At 65.2% G+C, this 18,889-nt stretch carries 19 protein-coding genes; 9 read left to right on the top strand and 10 right to left on the bottom strand.

From position 1 onward, the window contains the following. Positions 1 to 281: 281 nt before the first annotated feature. The 9 genes from gyrB to mutM all read right to left on the bottom strand — a co-directional run bounded on the left by gyrB (position 282) and on the right by mutM (position 11,536). On the bottom strand, positions 282 to 2,708 hold the full coding sequence (gyrB, locus tag AC0QTX_RS09875; protein WP_474603656.1) for a DNA topoisomerase (ATP-hydrolyzing) subunit B: 2,427 nt from the start codon (positions 2,706 to 2,708) through the stop codon (positions 282 to 284). A 189-nt stretch (positions 2,709 to 2,897) separates the two neighbouring features. Beyond that, the gene (locus AC0QTX_RS09870) at positions 2,898 to 3,512 is read right to left on the bottom strand and encodes a LysE family translocator (protein ID WP_474603655.1); all 615 of its coding nucleotides are present in this window, start codon (positions 3,510 to 3,512) and stop codon (positions 2,898 to 2,900) included. Between the two features lie 65 nt (positions 3,513 to 3,577). Continuing rightward, positions 3,578 to 4,759, bottom strand: a complete 1,182-nt coding sequence (gene recF, locus AC0QTX_RS09865; protein ID WP_474603654.1) for a DNA replication/repair protein RecF — start codon at positions 4,757 to 4,759, stop codon at positions 3,578 to 3,580. A gap of 227 nt (positions 4,760 to 4,986) precedes the next feature. After that, positions 4,987 to 6,105: a DNA polymerase III subunit beta gene (dnaN, locus tag AC0QTX_RS09860; RefSeq protein WP_474603653.1), complete on the bottom strand. Its 1,119-nt coding sequence runs from the start codon at positions 6,103 to 6,105 to the stop codon at positions 4,987 to 4,989. A 162-nt stretch (positions 6,106 to 6,267) separates the two neighbouring features. Next, positions 6,268 to 7,719: a chromosomal replication initiator protein DnaA gene (dnaA, locus tag AC0QTX_RS09855; protein ID WP_474603703.1), complete on the bottom strand. Its 1,452-nt coding sequence runs from the start codon at positions 7,717 to 7,719 to the stop codon at positions 6,268 to 6,270. Between the two features lie 830 nt (positions 7,720 to 8,549). Beyond that, positions 8,550 to 8,816: a 30S ribosomal protein S20 gene (gene rpsT, locus AC0QTX_RS09850; protein ID WP_474603652.1), complete on the bottom strand. Its 267-nt coding sequence runs from the start codon at positions 8,814 to 8,816 to the stop codon at positions 8,550 to 8,552. A gap of 174 nt (positions 8,817 to 8,990) precedes the next feature. Beyond that, positions 8,991 to 9,761 carry a TSUP family transporter gene (locus tag AC0QTX_RS09845; RefSeq protein WP_474603702.1) on the bottom strand — a complete coding sequence of 257 codons (771 nt, stop codon included), beginning with the start codon at positions 9,759 to 9,761 and terminating at the stop codon, positions 8,991 to 8,993. A gap of 23 nt (positions 9,762 to 9,784) precedes the next feature. Beyond that, positions 9,785 to 10,558, bottom strand: coding sequence for an enoyl-CoA hydratase (locus AC0QTX_RS09840; protein WP_474603651.1), 774 nt, complete (start codon positions 10,556 to 10,558; stop codon positions 9,785 to 9,787). 84 nt (positions 10,559 to 10,642) lie between these two features. Further along, the gene (gene mutM / locus AC0QTX_RS09835) at positions 10,643 to 11,536 is read right to left on the bottom strand and encodes a bifunctional DNA-formamidopyrimidine glycosylase/DNA-(apurinic or apyrimidinic site) lyase (RefSeq protein WP_474603650.1); all 894 of its coding nucleotides are present in this window, start codon (positions 11,534 to 11,536) and stop codon (positions 10,643 to 10,645) included. A 211-nt stretch (positions 11,537 to 11,747) separates the two neighbouring features. Between mutM and ubiE the strand changes: the two genes are divergently transcribed. The 9 genes from ubiE to AC0QTX_RS09790 all read left to right on the top strand — a co-directional run bounded on the left by ubiE (position 11,748) and on the right by AC0QTX_RS09790 (position 18,182). Next, the gene (gene ubiE, locus AC0QTX_RS09830; RefSeq protein WP_474603649.1) at positions 11,748 to 12,497 is read left to right on the top strand and encodes a bifunctional demethylmenaquinone methyltransferase/2-methoxy-6-polyprenyl-1,4-benzoquinol methylase UbiE; all 750 of its coding nucleotides are present in this window, start codon (positions 11,748 to 11,750) and stop codon (positions 12,495 to 12,497) included. Between the two features lie 4 nt (positions 12,498 to 12,501). Further along, the gene (ubiB, locus tag AC0QTX_RS09825; protein ID WP_474603648.1) at positions 12,502 to 14,076 is read left to right on the top strand and encodes a 2-polyprenylphenol 6-hydroxylase; all 1,575 of its coding nucleotides are present in this window, start codon (positions 12,502 to 12,504) and stop codon (positions 14,074 to 14,076) included. Next, positions 14,073 to 15,287 carry a bifunctional phosphopantothenoylcysteine decarboxylase/phosphopantothenate--cysteine ligase CoaBC gene (gene coaBC / locus AC0QTX_RS09820; RefSeq protein ID WP_474603647.1) on the top strand — a complete coding sequence of 405 codons (1,215 nt, stop codon included), beginning with the start codon at positions 14,073 to 14,075 and terminating at the stop codon, positions 15,285 to 15,287. The genes ubiB and coaBC overlap by 4 nt, the downstream gene beginning before the upstream one ends. Continuing rightward, positions 15,284 to 15,739 (top strand): dUTP diphosphatase, encoded by a 456-nt coding sequence (dut, locus tag AC0QTX_RS09815; protein WP_474603646.1) that lies wholly within the window; start codon positions 15,284 to 15,286, stop codon positions 15,737 to 15,739. Before coaBC ends, dut begins: the two co-directional genes overlap by 4 nt. Before the next feature lie 13 nt (positions 15,740 to 15,752). Next, positions 15,753 to 16,202 (top strand): RrF2 family transcriptional regulator, encoded by a 450-nt coding sequence (locus AC0QTX_RS09810; protein ID WP_474603645.1) that lies wholly within the window; start codon positions 15,753 to 15,755, stop codon positions 16,200 to 16,202. Between the two features lie 73 nt (positions 16,203 to 16,275). Continuing rightward, on the top strand, positions 16,276 to 17,256 hold the full coding sequence (gene cysK / locus AC0QTX_RS09805) for a cysteine synthase A (protein WP_474603644.1): 981 nt from the start codon (positions 16,276 to 16,278) through the stop codon (positions 17,254 to 17,256). Between the two features lie 145 nt (positions 17,257 to 17,401). Continuing rightward, positions 17,402 to 17,758 (top strand): hypothetical protein, encoded by a 357-nt coding sequence (locus tag AC0QTX_RS09800; RefSeq protein ID WP_474603643.1) that lies wholly within the window; start codon positions 17,402 to 17,404, stop codon positions 17,756 to 17,758. 12 nt (positions 17,759 to 17,770) lie between these two features. Further along, the gene (locus AC0QTX_RS09795; protein ID WP_474603642.1) at positions 17,771 to 18,004 is read left to right on the top strand and encodes a hypothetical protein; all 234 of its coding nucleotides are present in this window, start codon (positions 17,771 to 17,773) and stop codon (positions 18,002 to 18,004) included. Between the two features lie 13 nt (positions 18,005 to 18,017). Continuing rightward, positions 18,018 to 18,182, top strand: a complete 165-nt coding sequence (locus AC0QTX_RS09790) for a hypothetical protein (RefSeq protein ID WP_474603641.1) — start codon at positions 18,018 to 18,020, stop codon at positions 18,180 to 18,182. A gap of 45 nt (positions 18,183 to 18,227) precedes the next feature. Here AC0QTX_RS09790 and AC0QTX_RS09785 read toward each other — a convergent pair whose 3' ends face one another. After that, positions 18,228 to 18,851: a glutathione S-transferase family protein gene (locus AC0QTX_RS09785; RefSeq protein WP_474603640.1), complete on the bottom strand. Its 624-nt coding sequence runs from the start codon at positions 18,849 to 18,851 to the stop codon at positions 18,228 to 18,230. Between the last annotated feature and the right edge of the window lie 38 nt (positions 18,852 to 18,889).

The raw sequence follows: 18,889 nt of genomic DNA, 5'->3' as shown, positions 1-18,889 counted from the left end.
CCAGGACAACAGGACACCAGCCCTGCAACAAACTTAACCTCGTTCGTTGGCCGGGATGAACTCGTGCTGTGGCCCAACTACGTCGCCCGTGAGCTTGATCCGTAAAGGATCGTCCCGATAAGGGAAAAGGCGCCGCAGCATCAGCTACGAGGCCTTAAAATGGCCGCCTCGCTCCAGAGGAGCGAGCTAAGTTCATATACAATTCCCGCAGTATCTGCTTTCAGCGACGTGCCTAATCGCTTTTAATCCGCGGATAATCGCTTTTATCCAGAGAGTGGGGGTCAGACGTCCAGGTTCGCCACCGAGAGCGCGTTTTCCTGAATGAACTCGCGGCGCGGCTCCACTACGTCGCCCATGAGCTTGACGAACAGATCGTCGGCGTCGGTGGTGTCCTTGACCTTCACCTGCAGCAGCGAGCGCACGTCGGCATCGAGAGTCGTTTCCCAGAGCTGCTGGGCGGTCATCTCGCCGAGGCCCTTGTAGCGCTGGAGCTGCAGTCCCTTGCGCCCGGCGGCCAGCACGGCATTGAACAGCGAGAGCGGACCGTCGATCTGCATCTCGTCGTTCTTGCGCACCAGCTTTGCCGGCTTGGCATAAACGTCCTGCAGGGAGGTGGCGCGCTCGTCGAGCTTTTTGGCTTCCTGGCTGGCGATCAGAGCCTGATCGAGAACGGCGGTCTGCGTCACGCCGCGTACGGTGCGCGAGAAGATATAGCCGCCATCGCGAACCTCGCCGGTCCACCCGCGCTCGAGTTCTTCCGAGATCGCATCGAGACGCTGGGCGATATAGGCCGCTGCCGCAGGGCCGCGATCCGGGTCTTCGACCACGTCAGGACGCAATGCACCGGCAATTGCCGCCTGCTCCACCGCCTTGCGATTGTAGCGCGTATGCAGGCTGTTCAGGACTTGGCGCACGAGCCGGGCCTCGTCGATCAGGCCTTTCAGCTGATCGCCCTGGAACTCCACGCCGGTTTCAAGACGCAGCGCGGCATTCTCGATGCCCTCGCCGATGAGGTAATCTTCCAGCGCGCGCTCGTCCTTGAGATAGATCGAGGACTTGCCGCGGGTCGCCTTATAGAGCGGCGGCTGCGCGATGTAGAGATAGCCACGGTCGATCAGCTCCGGCATCTGCCGGAAGAAGAACGTGAGCAGCAGGGTGCGGATGTGCGAGCCGTCCACGTCCGCGTCCGTCATGATGATGATGCGGTGGTAGCGCAGCTTGTCGAGGTTGAACTCCTCGCGGCCGATGCCGGTGCCGAGGGCGGTGATCAGAGTACCGATCTCCTGGCTGCCCAGCATCTTGTCGAAGCGCGCGCGTTCCACGTTCAGAATCTTGCCGCGCAGCGGCAGCACGGCCTGGAAGGCGCGGTTGCGGCCCTGCTTGGCGGAGCCGCCGGCCGAGTCGCCCTCGACGAGCAGCAACTCGCACTTCGACGGGTCACGCTCCTGGCAGTCGGCGAGCTTGCCGGGCAGCGAGGCGATGTCGAGGGCTCCCTTGCGCCGGGTCAGCTCGCGCGCCTTGCGGGCGGCCTCGCGGGCGGCGGCGGCTTCCACCACCTTGCCGACGAGGGTGCGGGCCTCCTGCGGATGCTCTTCGAGCCAGTTGTTGAGGGCCTCGTTGACCACGTTCTCGACGGCCGGGCGAACCTCGGACGAGACGAGCTTGTCCTTCGTCTGCGACGAGAACTTCGGATCGGGCACCTTCACGGACACCACGGCGGTCAGGCCCTCGCGGCAATCGTCGCCGGTGAGCGAAACCTTTTCCTTCTTCGCCAGCCCTGAGGATTCCGCATAGCCGTTCACCTGGCGGGTCAACGCTGCGCGGAAGCCCGCGAGATGGGTGCCGCCGTCCCGCTGCGGGATGTTGTTGGTGAAGCAGAGCACGTTCTCGTGGTACGAGTCGTTCCACCACAGGGCCACTTCCACGCCGATGTTGTCCTTCTCGGCGCGGATCATCACCGGCTGCTGGATCAGCGGGGTCTTGGCGCGGTCGAGATAGCGCACGAAGGCCTCGACGCCGCCCTCGTACATGAGCTCTTCGCGCTTGTGCTCCGCATGGCGCTTGTCGGTGAGGATGATGCGCACGCCGGAGTTCAGGAAGGCGAGTTCGCGCAGGCGGTGCTCCAGGGTGTCGTAATCGTACTCCACCATGGTGAAGGTTTCCGTGGAAGCCAGGAAGGTGACTTCCGTGCCGCGCTTGCCCTCGGCATCGCCGACGACCGCGAGAGGCGCTACCGCATTGCCGTGCTTGAACTCGATCTCGTGAGCCTTGCCGTTGCGGTAGATGCGCAGCTTGAGCCAGCTCGAGAGCGCGTTCACCACCGAGACGCCCACGCCGTGCAGACCGCCGGAAACCTTGTAGGAGTTCTGGTCGAACTTACCGCCCGCGTGCAGCTGGGTCATGATGACCTCGGCCGCCGAGATGCCTTCGCCCTTGTGGATGTCGGTGGGGATGCCGCGGCCGTTGTCGGTGACGGTCACCGAGCCGTCGGCATTGAGCGTGACCGTGACTTCCGTGGCATGTCCGGCCAGAGCCTCGTCGATGGCGTTGTCCACCACCTCGTAGACCATGTGGTGCAGGCCCGAGCCGTCATCGGTATCGCCGATATACATGCCGGGCCGCTTGCGCACCGCATCAAGGCCCTTGAGCACCTTGATCGACTCCGCGCCATAGGCATCGGCATTCACGTTGATAGCAGGTTCGGCCATTTGGGATCCTTCGGAGCGCAGCAAAGGGTGTGAGGCGTACGCTCGAGTTTTGATTCGTCAGATCAGTTATTTAGGGATGAATGGTTGAAATTTCACCCCCACGCGCATACGCGCGCGTGAAAAGGGGCGGAAAATCCACCAAAAACTGCCAAATCAGGGTGGTTCCTTGCCTCAGCCCTCAGGAACCCCTCAACGCGCCGCAACGGCAGCCGCGGCCCCTGCCATGACCGTGCCGGTGGTCCGGTTCAGGATGCGGATGGCCCTGGGGCTGGTGAAGAGCCGGCGGGCGCGGGCCGCAAGGGCGATGTAGCCCGCAAAGACAACGCCGAGCACCGTCAGGGTCGCGACCGCGAGTTCGGCAAAGCCCAGCAGCGTGATCCGGGTGAGGTCCAGGAAGGTGGGCAGGAGGGCCAGGTAGAACACCATGACCTTCGGGTTGCCCAGGGTGAGGGCAATCCCGCCGAGAAGAAGCTTGGCCGGATGCTCCACACTGCCCTCGGCCTTGATGTCCTGAGGTACGGCAGGAGCGGTCCAGATCTTGTAGGCGATGTAGAGGAGATAGGCCGCGCCCAGGTATTTCACGACCAGGAACACCCCGTGGAAGGCCTGGGCCAGGGCGGCAAGGCCCAGGATCGCAAAGCTGAGCCAGACCACGTCGCCCAACGCCACGCCGACGCTGAACGCCACCGCCTCCTTCGGCCCGCGGCCCAGCACCCGCGCCACGATGGCGGCGATGCCCGGCCCCGGTGAGGCCGCGGCGATGAAGAGGGCGGAGGAGAAGAGCAGAAGGCCTGCGAGATCCATGGGTTTCACCCGAAGACAGGAGCGGCGTTGCCGCTCAGCATAGAACGATCGGGCCTGCGGTACTACTAAGCTCTTGTGATGGGTTCGATCACGCCGGGCAGGACCTGCAGCACATCGGCCCGCCCCTCGAGTTCGGCGAACAGGCTCGGGTCGGCACCGGTCATCCAGACCTGTCCGCCAAGGGATTCCAGCGCCGCGAAGAGGCCGGCCCGGCGACGCGGGTCGAGATGGGCCGCGACCTCGTCCAGCAGCACGAAGGGCGCGATGCCGCTCATGCTGGCCACGAGCTGCGCATGGGCGAGCACGAGACCGATGAGCAGCGCCTTCTGCTCGCCGGTGGAGGCCGTGTTGGCCGGAATGTCCTTCGGCCCATGCCGCACGAGCAGGTCCGAGGCCTGAGGCCCGACGAGGGTGCGTCCGGCGGCCCGGTCGCGGGGCCGGGACTCGCGCAGGATCGCCCGGTAGCGGTCCTCGGCGTCGACCGCCGGCAGGGTGGCCACCAGGGTGTCGAGATCGCCCTCCAGGCCCATCGTGGCGAAGGGGAAGGGGGAATCCTCCTGCCGGGTTTCCAGGATCAGAGCCGCGAGGCGCTCGACCGTTTCGCGCCGGGCGGCCGCCACCGCAATGGCGAGTTCCGCCACCTCGCGCTCCAGCGCATCGAGCCAGAGACGGTCGTCGGGGTTTTCCTCCAGCACGCGGTTGCGCGAGCGCAGCGCCCGTTCGAGCGCATTCACCCGCGTGCCATGCTCCGCATCGACGGCCAGCACGAGCCGGTCGAGAAAGCGGCGGCGGTCGCCGGCAGGGCCGCGGAACAGGGCATCCAGATCGGGGGTCAGCCAGACGATGCGCAGGTACTCGGCAAAGGCGGTGGGCGAGGAGGCCGGCATCCCGTCGATGCGGCAGACCCGTGAGGCACGGGACCCTTCCCGCAAGGCGCGGGAGCCTTCATTCTGGTGCTCGATGCCGGTGCCAAGCCGGTGCTCGCCATAAGGCGCATCGAGGGTGACGGACACGGCGAAGGAGCCCGGCCCTTCGTTGCGCGCCATCTCGGCGAGCTCCGCGCGTCTGAGGCCCCGACCCGGCATGAACAGCGAGATCGCCTCCAGCACGTTGGTCTTGCCCGCGCCGTTCTCGCCCACCAGCGCGACCAGTGGGCGCGAGACGGAAAGATCCAGGCTCGCATAGGTGCGGAAATCCTGGAGGATCAGACGGGCGATTCGGGAAGCGGCGACGGGCGCGGAGGACATGCGCCCCCTTCATTCAGGAGCGGGCGCGAAAGATCAAGCGTCGGCATGGCCGAACCGTCACCTGGATCGTCGCGGCCTGTCTCATCGCCAAAATCTTTCGCGGCATGGCCGGGCTTGTCCCGGGCATCCCGATGAGGAGAGTGCTGCGTCTTCTTGAAACGAGATCACCGGCACGAGGCCGGTGATGACGTGGAGTTCGATTCTGAAGCTGACTCCGAAGGCGCGGCTTACACCCGCATCGGCATCAGGACGTAGAGGGCGGCGGCGCCTTCGCGGTCCTGGATGATCGTGGGGGAGCCGGGATCGGCGAGCCTGAACAGGGCGGTGTCGCCGTCGAGCTGGCTTGCGATGTCGAGGAGATAGCGGGCGTTGAAGCCGATATCGATCGGCGCCGCGTCGTAATCGACCTCGAGCTCTTCCGTTGCGCTGCCGGAATCCGGGTTGTTGACGGTGAGCGTCAGGCGTCCGTCGCCGAGCGCCAGCTTCACCGCGCGTCCCCGCTCCGACGAGATCGTCGAGACGCGGTCCACGGCCTTCGAGAAATCGCCGCGCTCGACCACGAGAACCTTGTCGTTCCCGGCCGGGATGACCCGCTGATAATCCGGGAAGGTGCCGTCGATGAGCTTGGAGGTCAGCACCACGCCGTCGAAGGTCAGCCGCACCTTGGCGGAGGACAGTTCGACGGTGATGTTTTCCGAGCCGTCCTCCACGAGCTTGACGATCTCGGCCACGGCCTTGCGCGGGATGATGATGCCCGGCATGCCCTCCGAGCCGGCGGGAGCCGGGATCTCGACGCGGGCGAGACGGTGGCCGTCGGTGGCGACCGCACGCATGACAATGGCGCCGCCCGCATCGATCGTGTGGAGATAGATGCCGTTGAGGTAGTAGCGCGTCTCCTCCGTCGAGATCGCGAACTGCGTCTTCTCGATCAGGCGCTTGAGGTCGGAGGCCGGCAGGGTGAAGCGGTGCGGCAGGTCGCCGGCGGCGAGATCCGGGAAGTCGCTCTCGGGCAGAGCCTGCAGCATGAAGCGCGAGCGGCCGGAGCGGATCTGCATCTGGCCCATGTCGGGGGTCATCTCGAGGGAGACCTGCGCGCCATCCGGCAGTTTGCGCACGATGTCGTAGATCATGTAGGCCGGGACGGTTGTGGAGCCGGCCTCCGTGATGTCGGCCGGAATCGTCTCGGTCACCTCGATGTCGAGGTCCGTGGCCTTCAGGCGCAAGGAGCCCTCTCCGGCCCGCAGCAGGACGTTGGAGAGGATCGGAATGGTGTTGCGGCGCTCGACGACGCGGTGCACATGCCCCAGCGCCTTCAGCAGAGCGGCGCGCTCAACGGTAACTCTCATAACCTTCGACACCCGGTTTCGGTGAAATTCTTGGCTCATGCCCGCGGCAGGGTTGCCCTGGAGCGGGACAAGCAGGGCGGCAAGATTGGCTTTTGTCGGCGGAGAAAGCAAGGCCGGGGCCTTTTTGGCCCCGAGGCCAAGGCTTTTCCGGCCTCGACCGTCCTATTCCTGCAGCATTCGCTTGAGGAGTTCCACCTCGTCGGAGAGCGCGTGGTCCTCGCCCAGAGCCTTCTCGATCTTGCGCACGGCGTGGAGTACCGTGGTGTGGTCGCGCCCGCCGAAGCGGCGGCCGATCTCGGGCAGGGAGCGCAGCGTCAGCACCTTGGACAGGTACATGGCGATCTGGCGCGGCTTCACCACGGCGGCGGTGCGGCGCTCCGAGAGGATGTCGGAGCGGGAGACGTTGTAGCGCGAGGCCACCAGCTTCTGAATGTCCTCGATCTTGACCCGCTTGGGCTCCCGGTTGCGCACAAGATCGCGGATCGCGGTCTCGGCCGTGTCCAGAGTAATGGCGGAGTTCGTGAGCGTCGCATGGGCGAGCAGGCGGTTCACGGCGCCTTCGAGATCGCGTCCATTGGCCGTGATGGCGCGGGCCACGTAAGCGATAACGCTCGGACCCACCTCGAAGGACGGGTGGATCGTCTTCAGGGCGTCAATGCGGGTGGTGAGGATCGAGGTGCGCAGGGCCTCGTCGAGGGCGCTGACCTCGACCACGAGGCCGCCCGCAAGGCGCGAGCGCACCCGCTCGTCGAGGTTCTCCAGATCCGCCGGCGGACGGTCGGCGGCAATCACGATCTGGCGGCCCGCATCGATGAGAGCGTTCAGGGTGTGGCCGAATTCCTGCTGGATCTGCTTGCCCTGGATGAACTGCACGTCGTCGATGATGAGCAGGTCGATGCCGCGCAGACGCTCCTTGAAGGCCAGCGACGTCTGCGCCTTCAGGGACGCGACGAAGCCATACATGAAGCGGTCGGCGGTCAGATAAATCACGCGGCGGCCCTGTGAGCGCACCGCATGGCCGACGGCATGGAGAAGATGCGTCTTGCCCAAGCCCACGCCCGCATGGAAGTAGAGCGGGTTGTAGATGGCCTGCCCGTTCTGCGCATGGGCGACACGGTCGGCGGCCGCATGGGCGAGGGCGTTGGAGCGGCCGACGATGAAGCTCTCGAAGGTCAGGCGCGGATCGAGCGGTGCGCCGCCGAGATCGCTGGCCTCGCCGCGCTCATCCTGGGGAGCCGCTGCAGAGGAAGCCTTGATCTCGCCGGCCATGCTCGGCATCGCCATGGAGGGCGCTGGAGCGGGACGCGGCGCTTCGCTCGCCCGGCGCTGGGCGGCGGGATCGCGCCCGAGGGTGTTGCGCACGCCGATCGAAACGCGCTCCACGTCACCGGCTTCGGAGCGATAGACCGCCAGCACCCGATCGGCGTAGTGGGACTCGATCCAGCTCTTCAGGAAGCGGGTGGGGACGGTCAGATAGGCGCAGCCCTCCACCACCGAATCCAGCTCCAGGCGCCCGAACCAGCTGGCGAAGATATCCTCGCCCAGTTCCGCCCGGAGGCGACGCTTGACCCGCGCCCAAACTTCAGACGCCGATTGTTCGCCCGGAATCTCCATGCCGTTCTCGCTGGGAGCGGCAAAGGTACGGTGATCTTCGCTGCGATACATCAATGTTCCTCCACGAGGTCCCTCCCTGTTCAAGGTCGGAAACCCCCACGCATGACCCATCCTGAACACCAAGGCACAGATGCCTCACAGGTTATTCAAGACGTGGCGCCCCCAATTGTACTAAGATTAACTGTTTATGTTTAAGTGGAGATGGTCGTCAGCTGCCGTCTCCTTTGTCTTCACTCAAGGTCTATCAAGTCCACTCCTTGGGAAAGGATGAGCCTTCACTTGCTTCTGGAGAGATTGAAACAAAGACTGATCCCCGCACATGGTAGCTTTAATGCGATCTTTGAGTGATTGACTTAACGGCGAGCCGTTGAAGCAAGTTGACCTTACACAGGGTGCGGCAGGACGTGCAATATGGTGGAAGCGAGTCGCAAGCGCCTGAAAGCGTCCGGTTGAGTTCACAGCCCCGTCCACAGGTTTTGAATCTGGGCTGTAAAGCGCTGACTCTTCAACTGATTCACTGTGTCATCACAGCCGGTGCGCAACCCGAAAAAAGAGTTTTTACGCAACCTTGATTCAGAACCGATTCGCCTCGACTCAGGAGGTGATTCTGATGCTTTGCGATGCTTTGCCTGCTAAGATGTTGAAGCCGCTCGTTCTTTTATGTGCGGTTTGAATCTGGGCTGTGGAGCTTTCACCCTGTCATGCGGGGATAAAGTCAAGCTCCCGTGTGGATAAAATTTAGGCGTAGATTCCGGCTCCGGACATGAAAAAACCCGGCCTCTCGGCCGGGTCTGATCCGTGGTGAAAAGACAGCTTTGGAGGCTGGCTTTTTAGGCGCTCAGCGTCTTGATGCGGGACGCAAGACGCGAGACCTTCCGCGATGCGGTGTTCTTGTGCACGATGCCCTTCTGGGCCGCGCGCATCATCTCCGGCTCGGCAGCGCGCAGAGCGGCCGCGGCTTCGGTCTGGTTGCCGGAAGCGATGGCCTCTTCAACCTTGCGGACGTAGGTCCGCATGCGGCTGCGACGCGACTTGTTGATCGCGGTGCGCTTCGCGATCTTGCGGGTCATCTTCTTGGCGGACACGGTGTTGGCCATGGCCCATCCTCGTTCTTTTAAAATCCCGATGGCCAAGCTCAAGCCCGTGGGAGAGCTCCGGCAGCGATCGGTTGATTGCATGGAAACCGAAGAGCCCGCGGGACGCGCGGGCTCATGTGAGGCGGCTTATAGACGCGAAGCCCGCGAACGTCAACGTCCATGGGCCTTTGCGCGTCAAAAAAGCGCCCAAAGGGCCCGGCGCCAGGGATTGGTGGGATCGAGCAGGAGCCTCAGGGCCATCAGGCTCGACACCAGAACGAGGAGCGGACGGATGAGCCTGGAGCCCAGCCGCATGGCGAGCCGCGATCCGACCTGAGCCCCGAGCAGCGAAGCTCCTGCCATGACCAGACCCAGAGGCCACACCACCGCTCCCGTCGCCGCGTAAAGAAGGAGGCTGCCGAAATTGCTCGCGAAATTGACGAGCTTCGTATGGGCCGTCGCCTTGACCACCCCGTAGCCCAGCAGCGTCACGAAGGCGAGCATATAGAAGGAGCCGGCGCCCGGGCCGAAGATGCCGTCATAAAACCCGATGGCGACGGGCGCGGTGAGGCCGAAGGCGAGCGCCGTCATCCGGGCATGCGCATCCTCGTCCTTCATCTTGCGCGAGAGGGCGAAGTAGACAGCCATCGCAATCAGCATGACCGGGATCAGCACCTCGAGCACGGCGTGTGGCAGGAACTGCACGCACAATGCCCCGGCCACGCTGCTCAGGAAAGCCACCAGGGTAAAGCCCCAGGCCTTCTGCCACTCGATCAGCCCCTTGCGGCCGAAGGTATAGGTGGCGGAGGCCGCAGCGACCGAACCCTGCACCTTGTTGGTGGCGATGGCCTGCGCCGGATCGAGGCCGGCCAGCAGAAGGGCCGGCACGGTGAGAAGCCCGCCGCCTCCGGCGATGGAGTCCACAAAGCCCGCCAGAAAAGAGATCGCGGCGCTCGCCGCGATCATGTCGAAGCCGAGGTCGAACACGATCAGCCGTTCTTGAACTCGGGAGCGCGCTTGCCCACAAAGGCCGCCATGCCCTCCTTCTGGTCGGCGGTGGCGAACATGGCGTGGAACAGGCGCCGCTCGAAGCGGATGCCCTCGGAGAGCGACACCTCGTCGGCGCGGTTGATGGTCTCCTTCGTCATCATGGCGATGGGCAGGGACATGGACGCGATGGTCTCGGCCGTCTTCATCGCTTCGTTGAGAAGATCGGCCGCCGGCACCACGCGGGCGACGAGCCCGGAGCGCTCGGCTTCCTCCGCGCCCATCATGCGGCCCGTCAGGCACATCTCCATGGCCTTGGCCCGGCCGATGAGCCGGGTCAGGCGCTGGGTGCCGCCCATGCCGGGCATCACCCCGAGCTTGATCTCCGGCTGGCCGAACCTGGCGTTGTCCGCCGCGATGATGAAGTCGCACATCATGGCGAACTCGCAGCCGCCGCCGAGGGCAAAGCCCGCGACTGCAGCGATCATCGGCTTGCGCCGTCCCGACACCTTCTCCCAGCCGGAGAAGAAGTCGGCCATGTAGGTGTGCGGATAGGCGAGTTCCGCCATCTCCTTGATGTCGGCGCCGGCGGCAAAAGCCTTCTCCGAGCCGGTGATGACGATGCAGCCGATATTCGGATCCGCCTCGAAGGCGTCGAGCGCCTGGTTCACTTCCCCTAAGAGCGTGGAGTTGAGGGCGTTCAGGGCCTGCGGCCGGTTGAGGGTGATCAGCCCCACCTTGTCGCGCGTCTCGGTGAGAATCGTCTCAAAAGCCATGTGACATCTCCTGCTCGATGATGAGACACCGGTAGGCGAGGGCGGAACACCCGGCAAGTGAAAATCGGATGCCCTGCCTTTGCCTCAAGGCGAGGAGCGCTTCTGGCATTCCGGGCAGTAGAAGGTGGAGCGGCCGGACTGCACGAGCCGGGTAACCGTGCCGGTGCAGTCGGGCGTGACGCAGGGCTCGTTCTCCCGGTCGTAGACCCGGAAGGAATGCTGGAAGTAGCCCAGGGACCCATCCACCTGCGCATGGTCGCGTAAGGTCGAGCCTCCGGCCTCCACGGCCTCGGAGAGAACGTCCCGGATGACGTCGGCGAGCTGGCGCGCCTTCTCCGTCGGCTCGCCCTTCTTGGTCACGAGCGAGCCTGCCGGAGCCTCCGGGTGGAGGCCGGTGCGGAACAGGGCCTCGCACACATAGATGTTGCCGAGGCCCGCGATCAGGCGCTGGTCGAGGAGGGCCGCCTTCAGGGGCGTGCGCTTAGCCATGAACAACCTGGCGATGGTCTCGCCCGAGAGTTCGTTGCCGAGGGGCTCGATCCCCATGCCGACAAAATGCTTCGATGTCTCGATCCCGGAGCGGGGCACCAGATCCATGAAGCCGAAGCGGCGGGCGTCATTATAGGTGACGGTCGCCCCGTTGGAGAGCTGGAAGACCACATGGTCGTGGGCGCTTAAGGATCCGTGCTCGTGATGGAACTCTCCCGGCATCCCGGTGGCGCCGTCCTTCGACACGAGGAAGCGGCCGGACATGCCCAGGTGCATGACCAGCACCTCGCCGGAGGAGAGATCGGCCAGGAGATACTTGGCCCGGCGGCCGAGCGCCGTGACCTCCTGCCCCTCCAGGCGCTCGGAAAACCGCTCGGGGAAGGGGAAGCGCAGGTCGGGCCGGCGCTGGATCACCTTGGTGAGGCGGGCTCCCACCATGGCGGGCTCCAGGCCGCGGCGCACGGTTTCGACTTCGGGCAGTTCAGGCATCAACCATCTCTCGGCTTCTTGAGGGCTCTTACATAGCCTTTGGGCCCCGCTTCCGCTATGGATCGCGACACTGGCGTATCGTGCGGAAAAGTGGACTCCGGTTTTCCGCGCCCAACGATGCGCATTTCAAAGGGTGGAGCATCGGATGGATCCCAAAAGTGCAAATCCACTTTTGGGTCCGATGCACCAGGTGACAAGAGGCTCAGACATCATGACCGACGAGAACACCCATTTCGGGTTCCAGTCCGTGCCCCTGGGTGAGAAGCAGGGCAAGGTCAACGAGGTCTTCCGCTCGGTGGCAGGCCGCTACGACCTGATGAACGACCTCATGTCCGCAGGCCTCCACCGCCTCTGGAAGGACGCCCTCATCTCCACCCTGCGTCCGCCCCGCGACCGGCCCTTCCGCCATCTCGACGTGGCCGGCGGCACCGGGGACGTCGCCTTCCGCATTCTCGATCAGAGTGGGCCGCAGACCCGCGTGACCGTCCTCGACATCAACGGCGAGATGCTGAAAGTGGGCGCCGAGCGGGCCGGGCACCGGTATGAGGGCCGCATCGATTTCGTCGAGGCCAATGCGGAAGAGCTGCCCCTCGAGCCCAAGACCTACGATGCCTACACCATCGCGTTCGGCATCCGGAACGTGCCGCGCATCGATGCGGCCTTGCGCGAGGCGCACCGGGTTCTCAAGCCCGGCGGACGCTTCCTGTGCCTGGAATTCTCCAAGGTCGACGTGCCGGTGCTGGACAGGATCTACGACGCCTATTCCTTCAACGTGATCCCGAGGCTCGGGCAGATGGTGACGGGGGACGCGGAATCCTACCAGTACCTCGTCGAGTCGATCCGCCGCTTCCCGCCGCCGGCCGCGTTCGCGCGAATGATCGAGGAGGCCGGCTTCAAGCGCGTCACCCACCGCACGCTGACGGCGGGTGTCGTGGCCATTCACTCGGGCTGGAAGATCTAAGCGCGTGATCGGCAGCCTCTTCCACCTCGCCCGTAACCTGCGCGCCGGCTTTGTCCTGGCGCGCGAAGGCGCATTGGCGCTCGTCGATCCGAGCGCCTTGCCGCCCGCTGCCCGCTTCGGGCTGAAGATGGCGCGGCTTGTCGAGCGCCCGCAAGCAGGGGATGGCGCTACCCGGCTCTCGAAGGCATTGACGCGGCTCGGGCCTTCTTACGTGAAATTCGGCCAGTTCCTGGCGACCCGCCCCGACATCGTCGGCGTGGCGGCGGCCCGCGACCTGGAGCGCCTGCAGGATCGCATGCCGCCCTTCCCGCGGGCGGAGGCCGTGCGTATGGTCGAGATCGCCCTCGGGCGTCCGATCGACGTGCTTTTCCTGGAGTTCAGCGAGCCGATCGCGGCAGCTTCCATCGCGCAGGTTCACAAGGCCCGTCTTCGTACCGCTGAGGGCGAGGAAACGGTGGCCGTGAAGGTTGTGAGGCCGGGAGTACGCGAGGGCTTCGCCCGCGACCTGCAGGCCATGCGCGCCGCCGCCCGCCTGTTCGAGCGCATGGTGCCCGATGCCAAGCGCCTCAAGCCGCTGGAGATCGTGGAGGCGCTGGCCCGGTCCGTCTCCGTCGAGATGGATCTGCGCCTGGAAGCCGCCGCCGTCTCGGAGCTTGCGGAGAACACGAAGGACGATCCCGATTTTCGGGTGCCGAAGCCGGAATGGGATCTCACCGCCCGGGACGTGCTCACCACCACCTGGATCGAGGGCATCCGCCTCAACGATCTCGCAGCCATCGAGGCGGCGGGCTTCGACCGGGTGGCGCTCGGGCGCACGGTGATCCAGTCCTTCCTGCGCCATGCCATCCGCGACGGCTACTTCCACGCCGACATGCATCCCGGCAATCTGTTCATCGATGCGGAAGGGCGCCTCGTGGCCGTCGATTTCGGCATCATGGGCCGGCTCGGCATGAAGGAGCGCCGCTTCCTGGCCGAGATCCTCTTGGGCTTCATCCGCCGCGACTACCTGCGTGTGGCGCAGGTGCATTTCGAGGCCGGCTACGTGCCGCCGCACCATTCGGTGGAGGATTTCGCCCAGGCCATTCGGGCCATCGGCGAGCCGATCCACGACCGGCGCGCCGACGAGATCTCCATGGCGAAGCTGCTGACGCTTCTCTTCGAGATCACGGCGCTCTTCGACATGGCGACCCGCATCGAACTCGTCATGCTGCAGAAGACCATGGTAGTGGTGGAGGGCGTGGCCCGCAATCTCGATCCGAAGCTCGACATGTGGACCACCTCGGAGCCGGTGGTGCGCGACTGGATCGAGCGAAACTTAGGCCCCCTCGGCCGCGCCGAGCAGGCAGGCCGTGGCCTGTGGACGCTGGCCGGCGTCATCGGCGACCTGCCGGAGCTGGCGCTGCGCGCCGAACGGGTGCTCAACCAGCTCGAGGATGTGACGGCACGGGGCGTGTCCCTCAACCAGGACAGCGTGGCGGCCATCGGCCGCGCGGAGGCCCGCGGCAACCGCTGGGGCGTGGCGGCCTTGTGGATTATCGCGGCCTCGCTGATGATCATGCTCTTCAGAGGCTTCGCATGACGGCGCTTAAAGGCAAACGCATCCTCCTGGTCATCGGCGGCGGCATCGCGGCCTACAAGTCCCTCGACCTCATCCGCCGCCTGAGGGAACGGGGCGCCTCCGTGCGCTGCATTCTGACGAATGGAGCGCAAGCCTTCATCACGCCGCTTGCCGCCTCGGCGCTCACGGGCCAGCGCTCGCACACGGATCTCTTCGACCGGGAGGACGAGGCCGATATCGGCCATATCAAGCTCGCCCGCGATGCGGATGTTATCGTCGTGGCCCCCGCCACCGCCAACCTCATGGCGAAGATGGCAGGAGGGCATGCGGACGATCTCGCCTCGACGGTGCTGCTCGCCACCACCTTGCCGATCCTCGTTGCACCGGCCATGAACGTGCGCATGTGGCTGCACCCGGCCACCCAACGCAATCTTGAAACCCTGCATGCGGATGGCATCCATGTTGTGGGCCCCAACGACGGCGCCATGGCGGAGGCCGAGTTCGGCCCCGGCCGGATGGCCGAGCCTCTCGAGATCGCCGCGGCCGTCGAGCGGCTGCTGGCGCCCTTAGGCTCGCTCACCGGCAAGCATGTGATCGTGACGTCCGGCCCCACCCACGAGCCTATCGATCCGGTGCGCTACATCGCCAACCGCTCCTCCGGCAAGCAGGGCCACGCCATCGCGAAGGCCGCAGCGGAAGCTGGCGCGCGCGTCACCCTGATCTCCGGCCCCGTGACCCTGACCGATCCCGCCGGCGTGACCACCATTCATGTCGAGAGCGCCCGCGCGATGTTGCAGGCCGTGGAGCAGGCGCTGCCGGCCGATATCGGCGTCTTCGCCGCCGCCGTGGCCGACTGGCGCGTGGCCAATGCGGGCGAGCAGAAGATCAAGAAGAAGGACGGCGCCCTGCCGAACCTGTCGCTCACCGAGAACCCGGACATTCTCGCCACCATTGCGCGCCGCACCGACAGCCGACCGCCGCTCATGGTGGGCTTTGCGGCCGAAACCGAAAACGTGATCGAGCACGCCAAGCAGAAGCTCGCCAGAAAGGGCTGCGACCTCATCGTCGCCAACGATGTCTCGTCGGAGACGGGCGTGATGGGCGGCGACAGCAACACCGTGCATCTCGTGACGGCATCGGACGTGGAGACCTGGCCGACCCTGTCGAAAGCGGATGTCGCGAAGAGGCTCGTCGAGCGGTTGGGCGTAATGGTCGGAGGCGGCAAGCCATGAGCCATCGCCTGCGCATCCAGCGTCTCGCCCATGCCGCCGATCTGCCGCTCCCCCGTTATGAGACCGCCGGTGCAGCGGGCATGGATCTCGTCGCCGCCAACCCGTCCGACACGCCGATCGTCCTGCAGCCGATGCAACGCGTTCTCGTTCCCACGGGCCTTGTGTTCCAGCTGGAACCCGGTTTCGAAGCCCAGGTGCGCCCGCGTTCGGGGCTGGCCTTCAAGCACGGCGTCACGGTACTCAATGCGCCAGGCACCGTGGATGCGGATTACCGCGGCGAGGTGCAGGTGCTGATTGTCAATCTGGGTGCGGAGCCCTTCACCGTCACACGCGGCATGCGGATTGCTCAAGTCATCGTCGCGCCCGTCATCCAGGTGGAGCCTTGGGAAGTGGAGCAGGTCGACGAGACGCCTCGCGCCGCCGGCGGCTTCGGCTCCACGGGATTGGACTAGGGGAGCATCCGCCATGAACTTTCTCTCGCGCCGCTCGCTTCTCGCCATCGCCGCCGTCACGGACATCGCTCTCCATGCCCGGCCCATGCCGGTTTCGGCCAAGGCGCTGGCGGCCCGGCACAACCTGCCGCCGCGCTATCTGGAGCCGGTGCTGCAGGCTCTCGTGCGCCAGGGAATCCTCAAGGGCGTGCGCGGGCCGCGGGGCGGGTATGAACTCGCCCGCGAACGGCGGCGGATCACGGCCGGCGACATCGTGCGCATTGCCATGGCGGCCCTGGAGGAGGATGGCGCGTCGCCGATCCCTGAATCCCGTCTGGCCGAGGCTGTGGTCAGCCCCCTGGTCCAGCGCGGCACGGAGGCATTCCTGAGCGAGCTCGACAAGGTTACCATCGAGGACCTGTGCCAGAAGGCGCAGGCGGAATCGGCTGTCGAACCGGTTTCGGCGGTTGATTTCACGATATAGTATGTGGATTATACCAAATATCGACACCTGCTGCGGAAAAGGTTAAGGTTCCTCCGACCTGAAGGAGGATTTCATGGCTGACACTCTCAACACCTCGGGCGCCGAGACCAAGCCCGGACGCGGCCGCATCTACGGCTCCATCACGGAAACCATCGGCAACACTCCGCTCGTGCGCCTGAACCGGCTGCCGCAGGAGCACGGAGTCGATGCCGAAATTCTCCTCAAACTCGAGTTCTTCAATCCGATTTCGAGCGTGAAGGACCGCATCGGCGTCAACATGATCGAGTCCATGGAGGCTGCCGGTCACATCAGGCCCGGTGCGACCCTGATCGAACCGACCTCCGGCAATACCGGCATTGCGCTCGCCTTTGTGGCAGCAGCCCGCGGCTACCGCCTGATCCTGGTGATGCCCGAAACCATGTCGCTCGAGCGCCGCAAGATGCTGGCGTTCCTCGGAGCGGAGCTCGAACTCACCCCCGGTCCTCAGGGCATGAAGGGCGCCATCGCCCGTGCGGAGGAACTGCTGCGCGAGATTCCGGGTTCGGTCATCCCGCAGCAGTTCAAGAACCCGGCCAATCCGGAGATCCACCGCAAGACGACGGCCGAGGAGATCTGGAACGACACCAACGGCCAGCTCGATGCCTTCGTGGCGGCGGTGGGCACCGGCGGCACGATCACCGGCGTCGGCCAGGTGATCAAGCCGCGCCTGCCGGGCCTGAGGGTGATCGCCGTGGAGCCCGAGGACTCGCCGGTGCTGTCCGGCGGCCAGCCGGGTCCGCACAAGATCCAGGGCATCGGCGCGGGCTTCGTGCCGGACGTGCTCGACCGCTCCGTGATCGACGAGGTGGTGACGGTGGGCAACCAGACCGCCTTCGACATGGCGCGCAAGCTCGCCAAGCTCGAAGGCATTCCTGGCGGCATTTCGACGGGTGCCAATGTGGCGGCGGCCCTCGAGGTGGCCTCGCGTCCCGAGTTCAAGGGCAAGCGCATCGTCACGGTCGCGTGCTCATTCGCTGAGCGCTACATCTCGAGCGCGCTCTTCGAAGGGCTCTGAGCTCTTCATTCAGTGAGTCATCCAAGGGCGGCCTTCGGGCCGCCCTTTTTGTTTGCGCCGGGCCCAAGCGTAGCCAGAACTTCGCCCCGCCCGCCGGGTTCTCCTTGCACGCACGAGATTTGAACGATGTTTCAAGGAGTTCATCATGGTGGAACGCAAGGCTCCCCATTCATTAAAAGACCAGGACGCGGACCAGATCCGCAACGAGCAGCGCGGCGGCATCGACAGCCCTGTCGACCCGAACCGGGACGGCGGCGTCGAGGGCAATGCCACCTTGCGGCGCGTGTGGAGCCAGCCCGGCGGCGAGGCCTATGCCTATCGCCAAGGACAGACGGGCCAGACCAGCAAGGCCGGCCATGACGGCCATGACGAGCTCACCGCCGCTGAGACGCCTGAGGCCACCAAGCACCTGAGCGACGCCACCCTGTCGCCGGACGACAAGGACGCGACCGCCGAGGCCATCGAACGGATGACAGCCGTCAACGGCAAGAACGAAGGCTGACAGGAGAGCGTCATGGGCAATGCAGGCTACGGCAACCACACCGAAGACACGAAGAACTACGTCGACATCAAGCGGAGCGATCCGCGGGGTGATGAGCAGGCTGCACCTGACAAGCAGCCCGGCGGAAAGCAGCCGGCGGCGGGCCCTCACAGCAAGCCGTCGCTGACGAATCCGGATTCAACTCCGGGTACCGGCTCCCTACCGGATGTGGGCGACCAGGATGCGACCGATTCAACAAGCTCATGAGGGACAGGCAGCGATGACAGCACCCGACAAAAAATCGAACATGGCCACCGAGGAGGATATCAGCGCCCCCCGGTTGACCCCGCAGGGCCGCGAGAACCCCGAGGCCTCGGGCGAGGATTCGACTAATCCGATGGGCGAGGGCGCCAAGAAGGGACAAAGCGACAAGGCCGAGGGCTGAACGGGCTTCAGCCGGCACTACTGAGAGAGGCCATGCCGGCCTCTCTTATAATCCTCCGTCCCTTCCATAGACCCGAAAGCCTTCACGCTCGCAGAGACGGTCGTAGTAGCGCTCGACCTCACGCAGGCTGGGCCGCTCGAGCGGAATGCTTTTCCAGCGATGGATCGACAATCCGATGACGATGTCGGCGCAGGTGAAGGTTGGCCCGGCGATGTAGGCGCCGATGCGGGCGAGTTCCCGGTCCAGCACCTGAACGGCGGCGCAGAACGAATTCCACGATGAGGCGATCTGCTCCCGATCCTGAAAGTTCGGGTTCTTGCGCACCGTCGCCTGGAAAACATAGCGCCAGGTGTTGTTGAAGTCGGAGACCTGCCAGTCCATCCACTTCTCGACCTGCGCCCGTTTGGCGGGATCGGCGGGAAGCAGATCGTCGCGGCCTTCCCGCGCCGCCAGATAGCGGACGATGCTGTTCGATTCCCAGAAGAGCTGGCCTGCATCCTCGAGCACCGGGATCATGCCGACAGGATTGAGCTTCATAAACTCAGGGTCGGCAACAGGCCGCGTTCCGCCGCCCCAGTCGACGCGCTCGAAGGGGAGATCAAGCTCCGCGCAGGTCCAGAGCACCTTCCGGACGTTGATGGATCCCGCATATCCGTGGATCTTGAGCATGGCGCACCCGTGCCTCCGTTACAGCAACGCTTGTAGAG

The organism is Microvirga sp. jy35, from assembly GCF_056148915.1.
Note: the sequence above shows the minus strand (reverse complement) of the source record. Positions and strands in the feature narration are given on the sequence as shown.

What these genes read in the sequence shown, in the direction of transcription:
- gyrB (WP_474603656.1), bottom strand. Translation starts at nt 2,708, where the DNA reads ATGGCCGAACCTGCTATCAACGTGAATGCCGATGCCTATGGCGCGGAG.
- AC0QTX_RS09870 (WP_474603655.1), bottom strand. Translation starts at nt 3,512, where the DNA reads ATGGATCTCGCAGGCCTTCTGCTCTTCTCCTCCGCCCTCTTCATCGCC.
- recF (WP_474603654.1), bottom strand. Translation starts at nt 4,759, where the DNA reads ATGTCCTCCGCGCCCGTCGCCGCTTCCCGAATCGCCCGTCTGATCCTC.
- dnaN (WP_474603653.1), bottom strand. Translation starts at nt 6,105, where the DNA reads ATGAGAGTTACCGTTGAGCGCGCCGCTCTGCTGAAGGCGCTGGGGCAT.
- dnaA (WP_474603703.1), bottom strand. Translation starts at nt 7,719, where the DNA reads ATGGAGATTCCGGGCGAACAATCGGCGTCTGAAGTTTGGGCGCGGGTC.
- rpsT (WP_474603652.1), bottom strand. Translation starts at nt 8,816, where the DNA reads ATGGCCAACACCGTGTCCGCCAAGAAGATGACCCGCAAGATCGCGAAG.
- AC0QTX_RS09845 (WP_474603702.1), bottom strand. Translation starts at nt 9,761, where the DNA reads ATGATCGCGGCGAGCGCCGCGATCTCTTTTCTGGCGGGCTTTGTGGAC.
- AC0QTX_RS09840 (WP_474603651.1), bottom strand. Translation starts at nt 10,558, where the DNA reads ATGGCTTTTGAGACGATTCTCACCGAGACGCGCGACAAGGTGGGGCTG.
- mutM (WP_474603650.1), bottom strand. Translation starts at nt 11,536, where the DNA reads ATGCCTGAACTGCCCGAAGTCGAAACCGTGCGCCGCGGCCTGGAGCCC.
- ubiE (WP_474603649.1), top strand. Translation starts at nt 11,748, where the DNA reads ATGACCGACGAGAACACCCATTTCGGGTTCCAGTCCGTGCCCCTGGGT.
- coaBC (WP_474603647.1), top strand. Translation starts at nt 14,073, where the DNA reads ATGACGGCGCTTAAAGGCAAACGCATCCTCCTGGTCATCGGCGGCGGC.
- dut (WP_474603646.1), top strand. Translation starts at nt 15,284, where the DNA reads ATGAGCCATCGCCTGCGCATCCAGCGTCTCGCCCATGCCGCCGATCTG.
- AC0QTX_RS09810 (WP_474603645.1), top strand. Translation starts at nt 15,753, where the DNA reads ATGAACTTTCTCTCGCGCCGCTCGCTTCTCGCCATCGCCGCCGTCACG.
- cysK (WP_474603644.1), top strand. Translation starts at nt 16,276, where the DNA reads ATGGCTGACACTCTCAACACCTCGGGCGCCGAGACCAAGCCCGGACGC.
- AC0QTX_RS09800 (WP_474603643.1), top strand. Translation starts at nt 17,402, where the DNA reads ATGGTGGAACGCAAGGCTCCCCATTCATTAAAAGACCAGGACGCGGAC.
- AC0QTX_RS09795 (WP_474603642.1), top strand. Translation starts at nt 17,771, where the DNA reads ATGGGCAATGCAGGCTACGGCAACCACACCGAAGACACGAAGAACTAC.
- AC0QTX_RS09790 (WP_474603641.1), top strand. Translation starts at nt 18,018, where the DNA reads ATGACAGCACCCGACAAAAAATCGAACATGGCCACCGAGGAGGATATC.
- AC0QTX_RS09785 (WP_474603640.1), bottom strand. Translation starts at nt 18,851, where the DNA reads ATGCTCAAGATCCACGGATATGCGGGATCCATCAACGTCCGGAAGGTG.